Here is a 14,853-nt window from a genome sequence, read left to right on the forward strand (position 1 = left end):
CTGCTCATTCAGGAGCCAGCACGCTTTGACCGGATGCGCCTTTTTCCGCCGCCACCGGTATTGAACTCCTCGCCCCTGGTGCGCTAAGGCATCGTTTCCGCGAGAGTCGCCGCGTCCGGCTTGCGCCGGGCGCGCCAGACTGTACAATCCTAAGACTTCACAACGGCGCGAAGCCTTCAAGGAGGAATCATGGGCAAGGTACTCATCATCGGCGCGGGCGGGGTCTCCCGGGTGACCACCCACAAGTGCGCCCAGGTCCCCGAGGTCTTCGAGGAAATCACCCTGGCCTCCCGCACCAAGGCGCGCTGCGACGAGATCGCCGCCGAGCTGCCGCGCGAAATCCGCACGGAACAGGTGGACGCGGACAACGTCCAGGAGACCGTGGCCCTCATCAAGGACGTCCAGCCCGATCTGGTCATGAACCTGGCCCTTCCCTACCAGGACCTGTCCATCATGGACGCCTGCCTGGAAACCGGCGTGGACTACCTGGACACAGCCAATTACGAGCCGCCGGAAGAGGCCAAGTTCGAGTACAAGTGGCAGTGGGCCTACCAGGACCGCTTCCGCAAGGCCGGGCTCATGGCCCTGCTCGGCTCCGGCTTCGACCCCGGCGTGACCAACGTCTTCACCGCCTACGCAGCCAAGCACCACCTGGACCGCGTCGACTACCTGGACATCCTGGACTGCAACGCCGGCGACCACGGCCTGCCCTTCGCCACCAACTTCAACCCCGAAATCAACATCCGCGAGGTCACGGCCGAGGGCCGCTACTTCGAGGAAGGGGAGTGGAAGGCCACCCCGCCACTGTCCCAGACCTGGGACTACGACTTTCCCGAGGTCGGCGTGCGCCGCGCCTACCTCATGTACCACGAGGAGCTGGAGTCCCTGGTCAGGCACATCCCCTCCATCAAGCGGGCGCGCTTCTGGATGACCTTCTCCGAGAACTACCTCAAGCATCTGGAAGTCATCCAGAACCTCGGCCTGGACGGCATCGAGCCCATCGACTTCCAGGGCTGCGAGATCGTGCCCCTGCAATTCCTCAAGAAGCTGCTGCCCGACCCCGCCTCCCTGGGCCCCCGCACCAAGGGCAAGACCTGCATCGGCTGCCTGGTCCGGGGCGAGAAGGACGGCGCGGAGAAACAGGTCTTCATCTACAACACCTGCGACCACCAGGAGGCCTTCCGCGAGACCGGCGCCCAGGCCGTCAGCTACACCACCGGCGTCCCGGCCATGGTCGGCGCCATGATGATGTTGCGGAACACGTGGCGCGGCGAGGGCGTCTTCAACATGGAGCAGCTCGACCCCGACCCCTTCCTGGAGGCCCTGGGCAAGCACGGCCTGCCCTGGAAAGTCATCGAGTAGGCCTCGGCGAGGCGGGGGAACGTTCTACCCGTTGACTGGACGTTCCCCGCGCCGTGCGCTTGCAATGGTTTGGCTGCCTGCGGATGATTTGGGGAGTCCAAGCAAAGGAAAAGAGGCGACAGCATGACCGACACCCCGAACGATCCCGCCGCCCAGGGGGCGGCCGCCTCCACGCCCGCCTCGCTGGACGGGCTGGGCTTCGACGCCGCGGCCGCGCCCAGCCCCGCCTTCGTGGTGGACCGCGCTCGGTTGCGGGCCAATCTGGAGGTCATTTCCGGCTTCAAGGCGCGCACCGGGGCGAGGGTGCTGCTGGCGCTGAAAGGCTTCGCCATGCACCCGGTATTCCCTATGCTGCGGGAGGTGCTGGACGGGGTCTGCGCCTCCTCCCCGCACGAGGCCCGGCTCGGCGCGGAGGACTTCGGCGGGGAGGTGCACGGCTTCGCCGCGGCCTACGGCGAGGAGCACGTCCGCCGCATGGCCCCGCGCTGCTCCCACATGCTCTTCAACTCCCTGGCCCAGTGGGACCGCTTCGCCGGGCAGGCGAGGCAGCTGCGGGAGGGCATCCACCTGGGCCTGCGGGTCAACCCGGAGCACTCCGAGGGCCACACCCCCCTCTACGACCCCTGCGCCCCGCGCTCGCGGCTGGGCATCCGCCTGGAGGAGCTGGGCGAGGCCCTGCCCCCCGGCTGCCGGGGCCTGCACTTCCACACCCTCTGCGAGCACAACGCCGACGCCCTGGTCCGCACCCTGGCGGCCTTTGATGAGAAATTCGGCCGCTTCGTCCCGGACATGGACTACGTCAACTTCGGCGGCGGCCACCACCTCACCCGCGCGGACTACGACCTGGACCTGCTGGAGCGCACGGTGGCCTCCTTCAAGGAGCGGTACGGGGTGGATGTCTACCTGGAGCCGGGCGAGGCCGTGGCGCTCAACGCCGGGTTCCTGGTCACGCGGGTGCTGGACGTTGTGGAGCGGGGCGGCCCCATCGCCATCCTGGACACGGCCGTGCCCGCCCACATGCCCGACGTCATCGAGATGCCTTACCGCCCGCCCGTGGTGGGCGCGGGCGAGCCGGGGGAAAAGGCCTGGACCTGCCGTTTGGCCGGGCTCTCCTGCCTGGCCGGGGACCAGGCCGGGGACTACTCCTTCGACGCCCCCCTCAAGCCGGGCGACACGGTGGTTTTCGCGGACCAGGCCCACTACACCATGGTCAAGACCAACACCTTCAACGGCATCGACCTCCCCGCCCTCTGCCTCGCGGACTCGGAGCGGGGAGGGGAGGTCGAGGTGGTCAGGACCTTCGGCTACGGGGACTTCCGGGGCCGCCTGGGCTGACGGCCCCGCCGTATAGATTTTAAGAGAGCGGGCCGCCGCATGCGTGGCGGCCCGCTCCGTTCTAGCGCAACGTCCCGGTCACTTCCTTAATGTCCTCGGCGCGCTGTTCGTCCAGGGGCACGGCGCGCGTGCCGTCCCGGCCGAAGTCGATCTCGGTCAGGTCCAGCTTACGGAGCCTGCGGTTGTACATGGTGTGGTAGTAGATGACGCGGTTCGCGGTGTCGTTGGCGATGGTGTACTGCGTGCCCGAGGGGAGCGAGACCTTCTTGCCCGTGTCCGAGCCCTCGGACATGTCCGCGGGCAGCTGGAAGCTGTCCAGAATGCGGAACACTTCCCGCGCGGTGTCCAGCCCGCCGCTGGTCTGCCGCGCGGTCTGGGCGAAGACCGTGGCCCGCACGAAGCGCGAGGGCGAGGTGAAGTCGCCCGGCAGGCCCAGCATGCCGGACCCGGCCGCCAGCGGGGTGATCTCCAGGTCGCCCCACTTTTTGGCCTTGAACGGCTTGGTGGACATAGAGCCGTAGTTGCGCAGGTTGGTCAGGTGCCAGTCGAAGTAGGGGTTGTTGGTGATGACCCCCACCGGGTTGTGGTGGAAGACAGGCTTGCCGTCCATGTACTCGATGACCATGCTCTCCCCGCCGAGCTCCACCACCATGTAGTGCAGGGGAGCGACCTTCCCCAGGTCCTTGTCCCTGGTGGCCACCACCCGCACCTCGCGCAGCCCTTCCCGCGCTTCCTCCAGGCTGGCGAAGTTGGCCAGGATGTAGCGCAGCACCTGGGTCGGGGCGATGGATTTCCCTGCCTTGTCCGGGTCGTACTCCGCGTATTCCGCGAATCCCTCGTGGTAGAACTGCCCTCCGGCCAGCCCCTTTTCGTTCATGCCGGTGCCGATGACGCGCTGCATCAGCAGCACCCCGGCCAAGCCGTACTTCGTCTCGAAGGACAGGCCGTTGCTCCCGTCCGGCGTTTGCCCCTGGAAGGTGGTCCCGCGCGGGACCACGGCCATCCGAGGCTTAAGGTCGAACTTGCCCCACTCCTGGGTGCGGCCGAATACCACCGCGCCGTCCTCTCCCACCAGCCGCACGCCGGTGCAGGCCTCGGCGGCGGCCGAGGGCAACAACACGGTGGACACGGCCAGCACGACCATAAGCGTCAGGTTGCGAAGAGAGATGCCCGGCATGAAAGACCCCCTGTGCGCCTGCTTCCCCCCGGGAATCGGCGGGAACGGTCTACGCCTCGCGCGTAGTGGCCGTAGACAAGCACAAAACGGCCCGAAACAGAACCCCCGTGGAGGAAAGGGGGCTTTTTCGGGCCGAAGAAGGCTCTTTTACCCTGGAAAAAGCCCACGTCAGGGTCTTTTCACGGAAGCCGAAACGTCAGGACGGCACACGCATACGGCCTGGCCGCGCCGCCACCAGCGGCAACGCAGCCGAAGGGCGTTGTGGGCGGCCGGCTATCCTCCGGCCCGCACCTTGTCCATGTCCAGGCGCATGGTCACCAGATCGTCCTCGTAGTTGATATTGACCTCGAAACCGAATTTTTCGGCCAGTTTGGCCATGGCCTTGTTCTCGGGCATGGTCTCGCCCGTCAGCCACTTGGTGCCGCGCGAGGCGGTGTAGCGGATCATCTTGTCGAAGAGCAGGGAGCCGAGGCCCTGGCCCTTCATCTCCGAGGCCACGATGATGGCGAATTCCGCCTTCTCGTTGTCCGGGCTGGTGGAGGTGCGCACCACCCCCAGCGTCACCGGTTCGCCCCGCCGCTCCGTCGTGGCGATGAAAGCCATCTCCCGGTCGTAGTCGATCTGGGTGAAACGGGGCATGTCCGCGAACTCGAACTCGTGCACCGTGCCGAAGAAGCGCAGCCGCAGGTCGTCCGGGTCCAGCTTGCGCACGAACTCCAGGTGGGCCGGGGCGTCCTCCGGCCGGATGGGCCGGATGGTCACCTGCTGGCCGTCCTTGAGCTTGACGCACTCCTCCAGCTCCGAGGGGTACGGCCGGATGGCCAGCCGGTCCGGACCGCTCCTCTCCGTGCGGCTCACAGTAATCTTGGCGGACAGGGCCAGCACCCCTTCCTCGTCCGCGAAGACCGGGTTCATCTCCAGGCTGGTCACCTGGGGCACGTCGGTGATGAGCTGGCTGACCTGGATGAGCGTCAGGCAGATGTCGTCCAGGTCCACCTCCCGGTTGGCCCCGGGCTGGTGCAAAAGTCTCGAAATCCGTGTGCGGTCGATGAGCTCCTGGGCCAGGGCCATGTTCAGCGGCGGCAGGGCCACGGCGAAGTCGCCGATGATGCGCGAGGCCATGCCCCCGTGGCCGAAGCGGATGACCGGGCCGAAGGTGGGGTCGATGAGGGCGCCCACGTACAACTCGTGCGCGCCGGGGCGGCGGCCCATCTGCTGCACGATGTAGCCGTCGATGTGCGCCTGGGGGGCGTGGCGATGCAGGCGGTGGGCCACGTGGGCGCAGGCGTCCCACACCTGCTCCGGGGTCTCCAGGTCCAGGGAGATGCCGCCCACCTCGAAGGGCTGGGTGATCTCCGGCGAGCGCACCTTCACCGCCACCGGGTAGCCCAGTTCCTCGGCGGCGTGCACCGCCTCCCGCGCGCTGACCACAACCCGCGTCTCCACGATGGGCACGCCGTAGGAGGTCATGACCTCCTTGGCCTCCTGGTCGCTCAGCCGGGTGCGGCCGTCGGCCAGGGCCGCCTCCACCAGCTCCCGCACGCGGGTGGTGTCGGGAAAGAAATCCGTGGGCAGGGAGTCCGGGGTCTCGGTCAGCATCTCCTGGTTGCGGCGGTAGTCCACCATGTGCTGGAAGGCGTGGATGGCCTGGTCCGTGGTCACGAAGGTGGCCACCCCGCGCTCGGCGAACACGGCCCGCGCCTCCCGTGCCCGTTCCCCGCCCATCCAGCAGGTCAGCACCGTGCGCTTGGTCTTCACCGCAATGTCCGCCACGCCGCGCGCCGACTCCTCGCCCTCCACCTCGGCGAAGGGCACCTGGGCCACCAGCACGGCATGCACGTCCGGATCCTTGAGCACCAGCTTCAGCACGTCCGTGTACATGGCCCCGTCCGCGTTGAAGGGCATGACCACGGGGTTCTCCCCCGCGCGGGGGCGCCCGATGCGCTTTTCCAGTTCCATGGCCGTGTTCCCGGAGAGGCAGGCCAGGTTGGCCCCGCCCTTAAGGCAGGCGTCCGCCGCCAAAAGCCCGGCGCTGCGGCCGTTGGTCAGTATGGCCAGGTTGTCGCCCAGAAGCGGCTGCGACCGCACCAGGGTCCGCGCGCCGTCGAACAGCGAGTCCACGTCCCGCACCCGCACGATGCCCGCCCGGCGGAAGGCCACGTCGTAGACCGCGTCCTGCTCGTCATCCAGGGCGAATACGCAGATGTCCTCGGGCAGGGTGGTCTCCACCACCTCGTCCGGCTTCATGACCAATATGGGCTTGTTGCGCGCGCTGGCCCGCGCCGCGGACATGAACCGCCGCGCGTCGGTCAGGCTCTCCACGTAGAGCAGAATGGAGCGGGTCATGGGGTCGCCGCCCAGGTAGTCCAGCACGTCGGCGAAATCCACGTCCAGCTGCTCGCCCAGGGAAATAAAGTGGGAAAAGCCGATGGCGTTGTCGCTGGCCCACTCCAGAACCGTGGTGAACAGCGAGTCCGACTGGGTGATGAAGGCGATGCGGCCCGGCAGGATGCCCGTGGCCGCCAGGGAGGCGTTGAGGTTGGCCGTGATGAGCCCCAGGCCGCCCGGACCCAACACCCGCACCCCGGCCTCCTTGGCCGCGACGCGTATTTCCCCCCGCAGGGCCTCGGCCTCCTTGGGCGTCTGGCCCGCGTATCCCGGGCCGGAGAGGATGACCGCCCGCGCCCCCTTTTTTCCCAGGGCGCGGATGGTGTCCGGGGCCTCGGCCGCATCGCTGCAGACCATGCCCAGGTCCGGGGCCTGGGGCAGCGCCTCCACGCTGGGATAGGTCAGCACGCCGGAGATGGCCTTGGCCTTGTCCGCCACCGGCATCACGGGGCCGGGGAACTCGCCGTGCAGCAGGTTGCGCATGACCAGGAAGCCCGCGCTGCCCGGCTGGTTGGAAGCGCCCACCACGGCCACCGAGCTCGGTTTGAAGAGGGCGTCGAGGTTGCTCAGGCTCATGTAACCGTCCCGGGTTGTGCGGCCGCGCGGCGGGATGGTCCACCGCTCATGGCGCTATGCTGCCGTTTACCAAAAAAAAGGGTGGAACCCAACGCCCTTTCCCTTATATGGTGGGCAATGTCGAGGCATGCCCGCCGGCCCCGCCGGCGTCCCCGCAAGGTAAGCAATACAAGGACGGAGCCAGGATGAGCGACGACGCCAAGATCGAATCCATGATGCAGGAAGGCAAGACCTTCGAGCCGCCCAAGGAAGGCAAGGAGACCGCCCACGTCAAGTCCATGGAGGAGTTCGAGGCGCTGCGGAAGAAGGCCGCCGACGATCCCCACACCTTCTGGGCCGACCGCGCCCGCGAACTGATCCACTGGGACGAGGACTTCGGCCAGGTCCTGGATTACGACTTCCACAAACCCGAGATCAACTGGTTCATCGGCGGCAAGCTCAACGCCGCCTACAACTGCGTGGACCGCCACCTGGAGAACGGCCGCCGCAACAAGGCCGCCCTCATCTGGCAGGGCGAGCCCGACGAGGATGTGCGCGTTTACACCTACCAGATGCTGCACACCGAGGTCTGCCGCTTCGCCAACGCGCTGCGCAAGATGGGCGTCAAGAAGGAAGACCGCGTCTCCCTCTACATGCCCATGATCCCGGAGCTGGCCATCGCCATGCTGGCCTGCGCCCGCATCGGCGCCACCCACTCCGTGGTCTTCGCGGGCTTCTCCGCCCTCTCCCTGCAGAACCGCATCCAGGACTGCGAAGCCAAGGTGCTGGTCACATCCGACGCCGTCATCCGCGCGGGCAAGACCATCCCCCTCAAGAAGAACGCCGACGAGGCCATGAAGAACTGCCCCACCATCGAGCAGTGCGTGGTGGTCAAGCGTGGCGGCAACGACGTGGAGATGAAGGAAGGCCGCGACTCCTGGTGGCACGACCAGGTCCTGGCCGACGACGTGCAGGGCGACTGCCCCTGCGAGCCCATGGACTCCGAGGACACCCTCTTCATCCTCTATACCTCCGGATCCACCGGCAAGCCCAAGGGCGTGGTCCACACCCACGGCGGCTACCTGACCTACGCCGCCCACACCACCCAATGGGTCTTCGACGTGCAGGAGGACGACGTCTACTGGTGCACCGCCGACGCCGGCTGGATCACCGGCCACACCTACATCGTCTACGGCCCCCTGGCCATCGGCACCACCTCCCTCATGTTCGAGGGCGTGCCCTCCTACCCCAAGCCGGACCGCTTCTGGCAAGTGGTGGAGAAATTCAAGGTCAATATCTTCTACACCGCGCCCACTGTCATCCGCGCCCTCATGCGCGAAGGCACGGACTGGCCGGATAAGTACTCCATGGACTCCCTGCGCATCCTCGGCTCCGTGGGCGAGCCCATCAACCCGCAGGCCTGGCTGTGGTACCACACCTATGTGGGCAAGGAACGCTGCCCCGTGGTGGACACCTGGTGGCAGACCGAGACCGGCGGCATCATGATCACCGGCCTGCCCTACGCCACCCCCCTCAAGCCCGGCTCCGCCACCAAGCCCCTGCCCGGCGTGGACGCCGCCATCGTCGACTCCGAAGGCAACGACGCCCCGGCCAACACCGGCGGCCACCTGGTGGTCAAAAAGCCCTGGCCCGGCATGCTGCGCGGCGTCTTCGGAGACCCGGAACGCTTCAAGAAAACCTACTTCCAGCGCTTCCCCGGCATGTACGAGTCCGGGGACGGCGCCCGCACCGACGACGACGGCTACTTCTGGATCATGGGACGCCTGGACGACGTCATCAACGTCTCCGGACACCGCATGGGAACCGCCGAGATCGAATCCGCCCTGGTGGCCCACTCCAAGGTTGCCGAGGCCGCCGTGGTGGGCATGCCCCACGAGGTCAAGGGACAGGCCATCTACGCCTACGTCACCCTCAAGGCGGGCGAGGAGGAAACCGACGAACTCCGCAAGGAGCTGCGCGGCTGGGTGCGCCAAGAAATCGGCCCCATCGCCTCGCCCGAATTCATCCAGTTCGCCGAGGGCCTGCCCAAAACCCGCTCCGGCAAGATCATGCGCCGCGTGCTGCGCAAAATCGCCGCCGGATCCACCGGACAGGACGACTTCGGCGACACCTCCACCCTCGCCGACCCCACCGTCATCCCCGACCTCATCGAAGGCAAGCAAACCCTGGTGGGCTCGTAAGCCGAGAGACAAGCCTGGAAACAGACAAATTAAAGGGCTGGGCGCTTAAGCGCCCAGCCCTTTTGTCGTTGGATGAGGGAAGATGAAGATTTCGCCCTTCGGGCGACCAGGGCCTGCTCGGCCCTGGACCCGAGGCAAAGTAACTTTGCATGCGTGACGCGGGTTTGAGCGCGTCAGGAGGAGGGAAGGGAGTGGCCCGCGAAGCTGCGATTGCTGGTCAATATCAGCCGGTGGAACCAGGACTCGGCCGGTTGTTTTCCAATGCCTTGGACGCGAAGCTGGGCTGTGGTTCCTGCGGCTGCAACACGCCAGCACCACGCCCCGAGCGAAGCGAGCGGTAAGCGAATTTTTTGAAGGAGTTGGGGGTGTGTGGGGGAAGAGGAAACTTTTTTGTCGCGAGAAAATAAGTTTCCTCTTCCCCCACTGCCCAGACCCACCGCACCCGCCAACCACCTTCCATTCCCCGAATTCCTCCAAGGGTTGTCTTGACTTGGCGAGGTGGTTGCCTCTACGGTTGGCCGAATCGTGCACCTCTGGTCCCGAGAGGCCGGCGTGACAGCCAAGAAGCTGCTTTCCATTGCCAATATCGCCCGGGAGTTGAACATCCCGGAATCCACCCTCCACTATTGGAAGAATCGGTTCGCCGAGTATCTTCCCAGCGTGGGGCGCGGGCGGCAGAAGCGGTTTCGTCCCGAGGCGCTGGACGTGTTCCGCACCATTTCCGACATGCTGAAGATGGGTCACACCACCCGCGACGTGAAACAGGAACTCACCGGGATGTATCCCTTGAACATTGAGCCTTCGGGCGGCGCCGCCCCGGCGGTGCGGCAGTCGCAGGCTCCGGCCGCGAACGTGGAGGAGCAGGCCAGGCTGGCCGCGGCCATGGGGCAGGAGATCGCCAAGAGCCTGGGCCAGCAGATGGGCGAGTGCATCCGGGCCGTGTGCGGCGATTTGCCCGCCCTGCGCGAGCGGCTGGAGGAGATGGACGACTACCGCCAGGCGGTGGAGGCCCTGCAGGAGGAGAACGACTACCTGCGGGCGACCGTGGACGAACTGCGCCGCAGGCTGGACGAATACCCCGCGCCGGGTTCCGGCGGGAATGGCGGCGGCTCGGCCGACACCGCCGATCTGCACCGCGAGAACGCCGAACTGCGGGACAAGCTGGGCGTTCTGGAGCAGGAGTTGGTGCGGCTGCGCAAGGACCGCCGCGAGATGGAGAAGTTCTTGCTCTCCAAGATCAAGGCGGACTGACCCGCCACGTTTCCCCTTCGATGCGCAGGCGGCTTCCGGCCGTCAGCGAGGCCAGCAGGTCGCCCAGGGCTTGCAGCGTGAAAACGCTGGGCGAACCGGGCGGCACGCTCAAAAACACCCTGGCCAGTTCCGGCCTGTACCCCTGCGGGTTCATCCCCAGATACCCTTCCGCCTGGGCGGCCACCATGGCCTGCCGCAGGTTGTCCCCCTTCACGCCCGCCGCCGCCAGGGAAGCGGCCATCTGCATCTCGGTGCGCACGGCCTCGCCCTTGATGCCGGGCAGTTGCGCGAAGACCAGGTGTTCCGCGAACCAGTCCGCCGAGGCCCGGGCCACGGGCAGCACTCCTGGCACCAGCCGGTGTTCCGAGTCGCTGGAAAAAGCCGGGGTGGAGAAAAGGGGGTGGACGCGCTCGGCCAGCAGGGCGCGGGCCAGCATGTGCACATACGTCAGCAGCGGGCCGAGGTCCGCATCCAGGTCGCCCGGCTCAAGCCCCTTGGCCGATGGCCAGGAGACCAGGTGCACCCGTTCCACCGGGTCGGAGGAAACGTCGAATTCCCGCCCGCCGCGCACGTCCCGCACGTCCCAATCCAGGGCGCGCAGCATGCGCTGGGCCGCTATGGCCGCATGTTCCATGACATACCACCTACGCCACCTGGAAACGCTGTCAAGGCGCACCCCTTGCCAAGCCGTTCCGGGTGCTTATCCTCCCCGGTTGTCCGAACTCGACCGCAAAGGAGGAACCCATACGATGAGCCAGCCCAAAGGCACAGGCAATTTCAAGTTCAAGGCCGAGGTCAACCAGCTTCTCAACATCCTGGTCCACTCCCTGTATTCCAACCGCGAGATTTTCCTGCGCGAACTGGTGGCCAACGCCTCCGACGCCCTGGACAAGCTCCGCTTCCAACAGCTCCAGGGTGCCGAGGTCGAGGACCTGCCCCTGCAAATCGACATCACCTGCGACCCCGGCAACAAGACCCTGACCGTGGCCGACTCCGGCGTGGGCATGACCCGCGAGGAAATGGTGCAGAACCTGGGCACCATCGCCCACTCCGGCACGGCCGAGTTCGTCAAGAACCTCTCCGAGTCCACTTCCGCCGAGCAGACCCGCGACATCATCGGCCAGTTCGGCGTGGGCTTCTACTCCGTGTTCATGGTGGCCGACGAGGTGGCCGTCACCTCCAAGTCGGTGAACGACGACGAGCCCGCCTACACCTGGAAGTCCAACGGCCAGGGCTCCTTCTCTGTCAGCCCTGTGGAGGGCGAGGTCGGCCGGGGCACCACCATCCGCATCTCCCTTAAGGAGGACGCGACGGAGTTCGCCCAGCCCGACCGCGTCAAGTCCACCATCCGCCGCCACTCCGGCTTCGTCTCCTTCCCCGTCATGGTGGACGGCGAGAAGGTCAACACCGTGGCCGCTCTGTGGCGCGAGCCCAAGTTCCAGATCACGCGCGAGCAGTACGACGAGTTCTACCAGGCCCTGACCTACGACACCGAGGCCCCGCTGGACGTCATCCACCTCTCCGCCGACGCGCCCATCCAGTTCAACTCCTTGTTCTTCGTGCCCAAGACCTCCCACGACCTGCTCATGGGCGGCTACCAGGGCCAGCACGGCGTGGACCTCTACGTCCGCCGCATCCTCATCCAGCACCAGAACAAGGACGTGCTGCCGGAATACCTGGGCTTTTTGCGCGGCGTGGTTGACTCCGAGGACCTGCCGCTGAACATCTCCCGCGAGACCCTGCAGGAGAACCTGCTCCTGCAGAAAATCTCCCGGCAGGTGACCAAGCAGGTGCTCTCCCACCTGCAGAAGCTGGCCACGAACAATTCCGAGACCTACGAGGAAATCTGGAACCAGCACGGCAAGATCTTCAAGCTCGGCTACACCGACTTCGTGAACAAGGACGCCTTCGCCGAGCTGCTGCGCTTCAACTCCTCCCACTTCGACGACGACAAGGGCCTGACCTCCCTGGACGACTACATCTCCCGCATGAAGGAGGAACAGGACGAAATCTACTTCCTGGCCGGGCAGTCCCGCCAGGCCGTAATCTCCAGCCCCCACCTGGAGATGCTGCGCCGCAAGGGCGTGGAGGTCCTCTACCTCTTCGAGCCCATCGACGAGTTCGTCATGGACGCAGTGGGCACACACAAGGAATACAAGCTCGTCTCCGCCGAGCACGCCGACCCGGCCAAGCTGGACAAGCTGCCCGACACCGAGGAGGCCGAGGCCGCCGAACAACTCAGCGACGAGCAGCACGCCACCTTCGAAGGCCTGCTCTCCCGCATGAAGGACATCCTCGGAGCCCGCGTCACCGAGGTCCGCGAGTCCAAACGCCTCAAGGACTCCCCCATCGTGCTGGTCAGCCCGGACGGCTCCATGACCTCCTCCATGCAGAAGATCATGCGCGTCATGAGCCACGACGAGTCCACCCCGCCCCGCGTCATGGAGGTCAACCCGGACAACGAACTCGTCCGCAACCTCCTGCGCATGTATGAAAAGGACAAGCAGGACCCCTTCGTCACCCTGGCCACCGAACAGCTCTTCGAGTCCGCCATGCTCCTGGACGGCTACCTCGAAGACCCCCACGGCCTGGTCAACCGCGTCCGCCAGACCCTCACCGAAGCCACCAAGGGGAAGGCGGAATAGAGGGAACGGCGCGGATTCAAGGAAACAAAAAGGCCGGTCCGCTTGAAGCGGACCGGCCCTTTTTTGTGCCCGGAAAGCGGTAGTTGGTAGGTCCGCCGCCCTCAGGCCCGCTTATAGGTCACGTCGACAGGGACCTTGTTGGTCACGATGCCGTAGACCGGGGAACGGTCGCGGGCGATTTGGATGGGCAGGCCCTGACTAACGTCCTACGTGGGACTGTTATTCTGCCCCCGGTTTGAAACAGCCTTGACCTAAGTGGAAGTCCGTGGCTTCTCAACATACAGGATATCTTGTCTCTCGCTTCGCTTTTGGGTGGGATACAGAGATCTGAGAGCCGGGGGATACCTGCCGAATCCCACGTTCCACGCATGTGTGGCCGAAGGGTCAGGGCGGGGTTTTACCGGGTAAGAATCACGCCGCGACAGCAAGTTCGCCGGGGTGCTCCCTTCCCGCGCACTTCAGCGAACCATCCCGCGATATACGTGCAGGATTATCCTGCCGCGGGTCCAGGGAGCGCGAAGCCCCCTGGTCGCCCGAAGGGAGAAATCTTCTTTTCCAAGTATTCCATTTTTATGCCGGGCATATGTCCGGCATAAAAATGGCTCGCGAGATGGTTTCCTAAAAGACTTCCGCTTCGAACCAGAACATCTGGGCCACGGGGTCTTGGTGGCAGCCGGGCCGGAGTCCGGCTTTTTGGCAGGTGTGGGCCAGGAAGGTGTCGCGGTCCCAGCCGTGTTCGCTGGCCACTTGGGGGAGGAGGAGGCCGGAGTACGGGCCCTTGCGGATGAGCAGGCCGTGGCGGCCGGGTTCGATCCGTTCCACGTCCGGGCAGGGTTCGAGCGGGCTGAGGATGGAGATTTCGATGTCGAGTTGTTCGGCTTCCTCCCGGGGCAGGGGCGGGAAGCGGGGATCCTGGAAGGCGGCGGCGCGGGCCATTTCCCAGATGGTCTGGAAGAGGGGCTTGTCGCCCACGATGTGCCCGATGCAGCCGCGCAGGTCGCCGCCGGACTTGAGGGTGACAAAGGCCCCGAACTTCAGGCGCAGGGTGTCGGTGGGCGGTTGGGGGACGTTCTGGGTGCCATCGTATCTCTGCAGGATGGACTCCCGCACGAGGTTCTTGAGATAGTCCTTTTCCTGGTCGGTGAGGGAGAACTGGAAGGATTCCTGGTTCATGCTTCCTCCTGGGGATTTGTTCCGCAAGGATAGCAGGAGCGGGGCGAATGGCGCAACGCGGGACGGCTAGAAGCCGTTTTCCAGCCCGGGGTTGACCAGCGCGCCGGTGACGGTGGTTCCGGCCGGGCTGGCCGCGGGGCGTGCTTCCTGGACGACCACCTGCCGGCCCTGGATGGTCAGGCGTTCCTCGGCCAGCCATTGCAGGGCCTGGGGGTAGACGCGGTGTTCCATCTCCAGGATGCGGGAGCCCAGGGTCTTGGTGTCGTCGTCGGCCATGGCTGGCACGGCGGCCTGAATAATGATGGGGCCGTTGTCCATGTGCTCGTCCACGAAGTGCACGGTGCAGCCGGAAAGACGCACGCCGTAGGCGGCGGCGTCGCCCTGGCCGCGCACGCCGGGGAAGCTGGGCAGCAGGGAGGGGTGGATGTTGAGCACGCGGGAGTGGAAGGCGTCCAGAAAGACAGGAGTAACCATGCGCATGAACCCGGCCATGGCCACGGTGTCCACTGCGTGTTCTTCCAGCAGGCGGACCATTTCCCGGTCGTACTCCTCGCGGGAGGGGCAGGAAGCGTGCTCCAGGCAGGCGGTGGGCACCCCGGCCAGGCGGGCGCGCTCCAGCCCGTAGGCGTTCGGCTTGTTGGAGAGCACCAGCCGCACATCCGCGTCCAGCGCACCGGAGGCGGACTTGTCCAGGATGGACTGGAGGTTGGAGCCGCCGCCGGAGACGAGGACGCCGAGGTTGAGCCGGGCCATGTTCTTTTCTCCC

Annotated in this window: 10 protein-coding genes; 5 read left to right on the plus strand and 5 right to left on the minus strand. The window is 66.1% G+C overall.

The genetic code is table 11. The features are described from left to right. Window positions 1-189 precede the first annotated feature (189 nt). Both N911_RS0108995 and nspC read left to right on the plus strand, forming a co-directional pair. Entirely contained in the window at window positions 190-1,362 is a 1,173-nt protein-coding gene (locus N911_RS0108995) for a saccharopine dehydrogenase family protein (RefSeq protein WP_029896373.1), read from the plus strand. 123 nt (window positions 1,363-1,485) lie between these two features. Continuing rightward, complete coding sequence (gene nspC / locus N911_RS0109000; RefSeq protein ID WP_081859136.1) at window positions 1,486-2,697, plus strand: carboxynorspermidine decarboxylase; 1,212 nt, start codon at window positions 1,486-1,488, stop codon at window positions 2,695-2,697. A gap of 61 nt (window positions 2,698-2,758) precedes the next feature. Here the strand turns inward: nspC and N911_RS0109005 are convergent, their stop codons facing one another. Together N911_RS0109005 and N911_RS0109010 are read right to left on the minus strand one after the other, a co-directional pair. Beyond that, window positions 2,759-3,874, minus strand: a complete 1,116-nt coding sequence (locus N911_RS0109005) for a linear amide C-N hydrolase (protein WP_081859137.1) — start codon at window positions 3,872-3,874, stop codon at window positions 2,759-2,761. A gap of 273 nt (window positions 3,875-4,147) precedes the next feature. Beyond that, entirely contained in the window at window positions 4,148-6,838 is a 2,691-nt protein-coding gene (locus N911_RS0109010; RefSeq protein WP_029896379.1) for a bifunctional acetate--CoA ligase family protein/GNAT family N-acetyltransferase, read from the minus strand. A 185-nt stretch (window positions 6,839-7,023) separates the two neighbouring features. Here N911_RS0109010 and acs point away from each other — a divergent pair, with 185 nt between their 5' ends. Together acs and N911_RS0109020 are read left to right on the plus strand one after the other, a co-directional pair. Beyond that, window positions 7,024-9,018 (plus strand): acetate--CoA ligase, encoded by a 1,995-nt coding sequence (gene acs / locus N911_RS0109015; RefSeq protein WP_029896382.1) that lies wholly within the window; start codon window positions 7,024-7,026, stop codon window positions 9,016-9,018. Window positions 9,019-9,570: 552 nt separating this feature from the next. Continuing rightward, window positions 9,571-10,269, plus strand: coding sequence for a MerR family transcriptional regulator (locus tag N911_RS0109020; RefSeq protein WP_029896384.1), 699 nt, complete (start codon window positions 9,571-9,573; stop codon window positions 10,267-10,269). On the opposite strand, the gene N911_RS0109025 is transcribed toward N911_RS0109020, so the two are convergent. Continuing rightward, window positions 10,256-10,903, minus strand: coding sequence for a hypothetical protein (locus N911_RS0109025; protein WP_138774367.1), 648 nt, complete (start codon window positions 10,901-10,903; stop codon window positions 10,256-10,258). The two genes, N911_RS0109020 and N911_RS0109025, sit on opposite strands and share 14 nt — an antisense overlap. Window positions 10,904-11,018: 115 nt before the next feature. On the opposite strand from N911_RS0109025, the gene htpG reads away from it, so the two are divergent. After that, complete coding sequence (htpG, locus tag N911_RS0109030; protein ID WP_029896386.1) at window positions 11,019-12,914, plus strand: molecular chaperone HtpG; 1,896 nt, start codon at window positions 11,019-11,021, stop codon at window positions 12,912-12,914. A 618-nt stretch (window positions 12,915-13,532) separates the two neighbouring features. Here htpG and amrA read toward each other — a convergent pair. Together amrA and purN are read right to left on the minus strand one after the other, a co-directional pair. Next, window positions 13,533-14,087, minus strand: coding sequence for an AmmeMemoRadiSam system protein A (gene amrA / locus N911_RS0109035; RefSeq protein ID WP_029896387.1), 555 nt, complete (start codon window positions 14,085-14,087; stop codon window positions 13,533-13,535). 66 nt (window positions 14,088-14,153) lie between these two features. Beyond that, on the minus strand, window positions 14,154-14,840 hold the full coding sequence (gene purN, locus N911_RS0109040) for a phosphoribosylglycinamide formyltransferase (RefSeq protein WP_029896389.1): 687 nt from the start codon (window positions 14,838-14,840) through the stop codon (window positions 14,154-14,156). Window positions 14,841-14,853: the final 13 nt, after the last annotated feature.

Source organism: Desulfohalovibrio reitneri (genome assembly GCF_000711295.1).
GTDB lineage: Bacteria > Desulfobacterota > Desulfovibrionia > Desulfovibrionales > Desulfovibrionaceae > Desulfohalovibrio > Desulfohalovibrio reitneri.

What these genes read in the sequence shown, in the direction of transcription:
- N911_RS0108995 (WP_029896373.1), top strand. Translation starts at nt 190, where the DNA reads ATGGGCAAGGTACTCATCATCGGCGCGGGCGGGGTCTCCCGGGTGACC.
- nspC (WP_081859136.1), top strand. Translation starts at nt 1,486, where the DNA reads ATGACCGACACCCCGAACGATCCCGCCGCCCAGGGGGCGGCCGCCTCC.
- N911_RS0109005 (WP_081859137.1), bottom strand. Translation starts at nt 3,874, where the DNA reads ATGCCGGGCATCTCTCTTCGCAACCTGACGCTTATGGTCGTGCTGGCC.
- N911_RS0109010 (WP_029896379.1), bottom strand. Translation starts at nt 6,838, where the DNA reads ATGAGCCTGAGCAACCTCGACGCCCTCTTCAAACCGAGCTCGGTGGCC.
- acs (WP_029896382.1), top strand. Translation starts at nt 7,024, where the DNA reads ATGAGCGACGACGCCAAGATCGAATCCATGATGCAGGAAGGCAAGACC.
- N911_RS0109025 (WP_138774367.1), bottom strand. Translation starts at nt 10,903, where the DNA reads ATGGAACATGCGGCCATAGCGGCCCAGCGCATGCTGCGCGCCCTGGAT.
- htpG (WP_029896386.1), top strand. Translation starts at nt 11,019, where the DNA reads ATGAGCCAGCCCAAAGGCACAGGCAATTTCAAGTTCAAGGCCGAGGTC.
- amrA (WP_029896387.1), bottom strand. Translation starts at nt 14,087, where the DNA reads ATGAACCAGGAATCCTTCCAGTTCTCCCTCACCGACCAGGAAAAGGAC.
- purN (WP_029896389.1), bottom strand. Translation starts at nt 14,840, where the DNA reads ATGGCCCGGCTCAACCTCGGCGTCCTCGTCTCCGGCGGCGGCTCCAAC.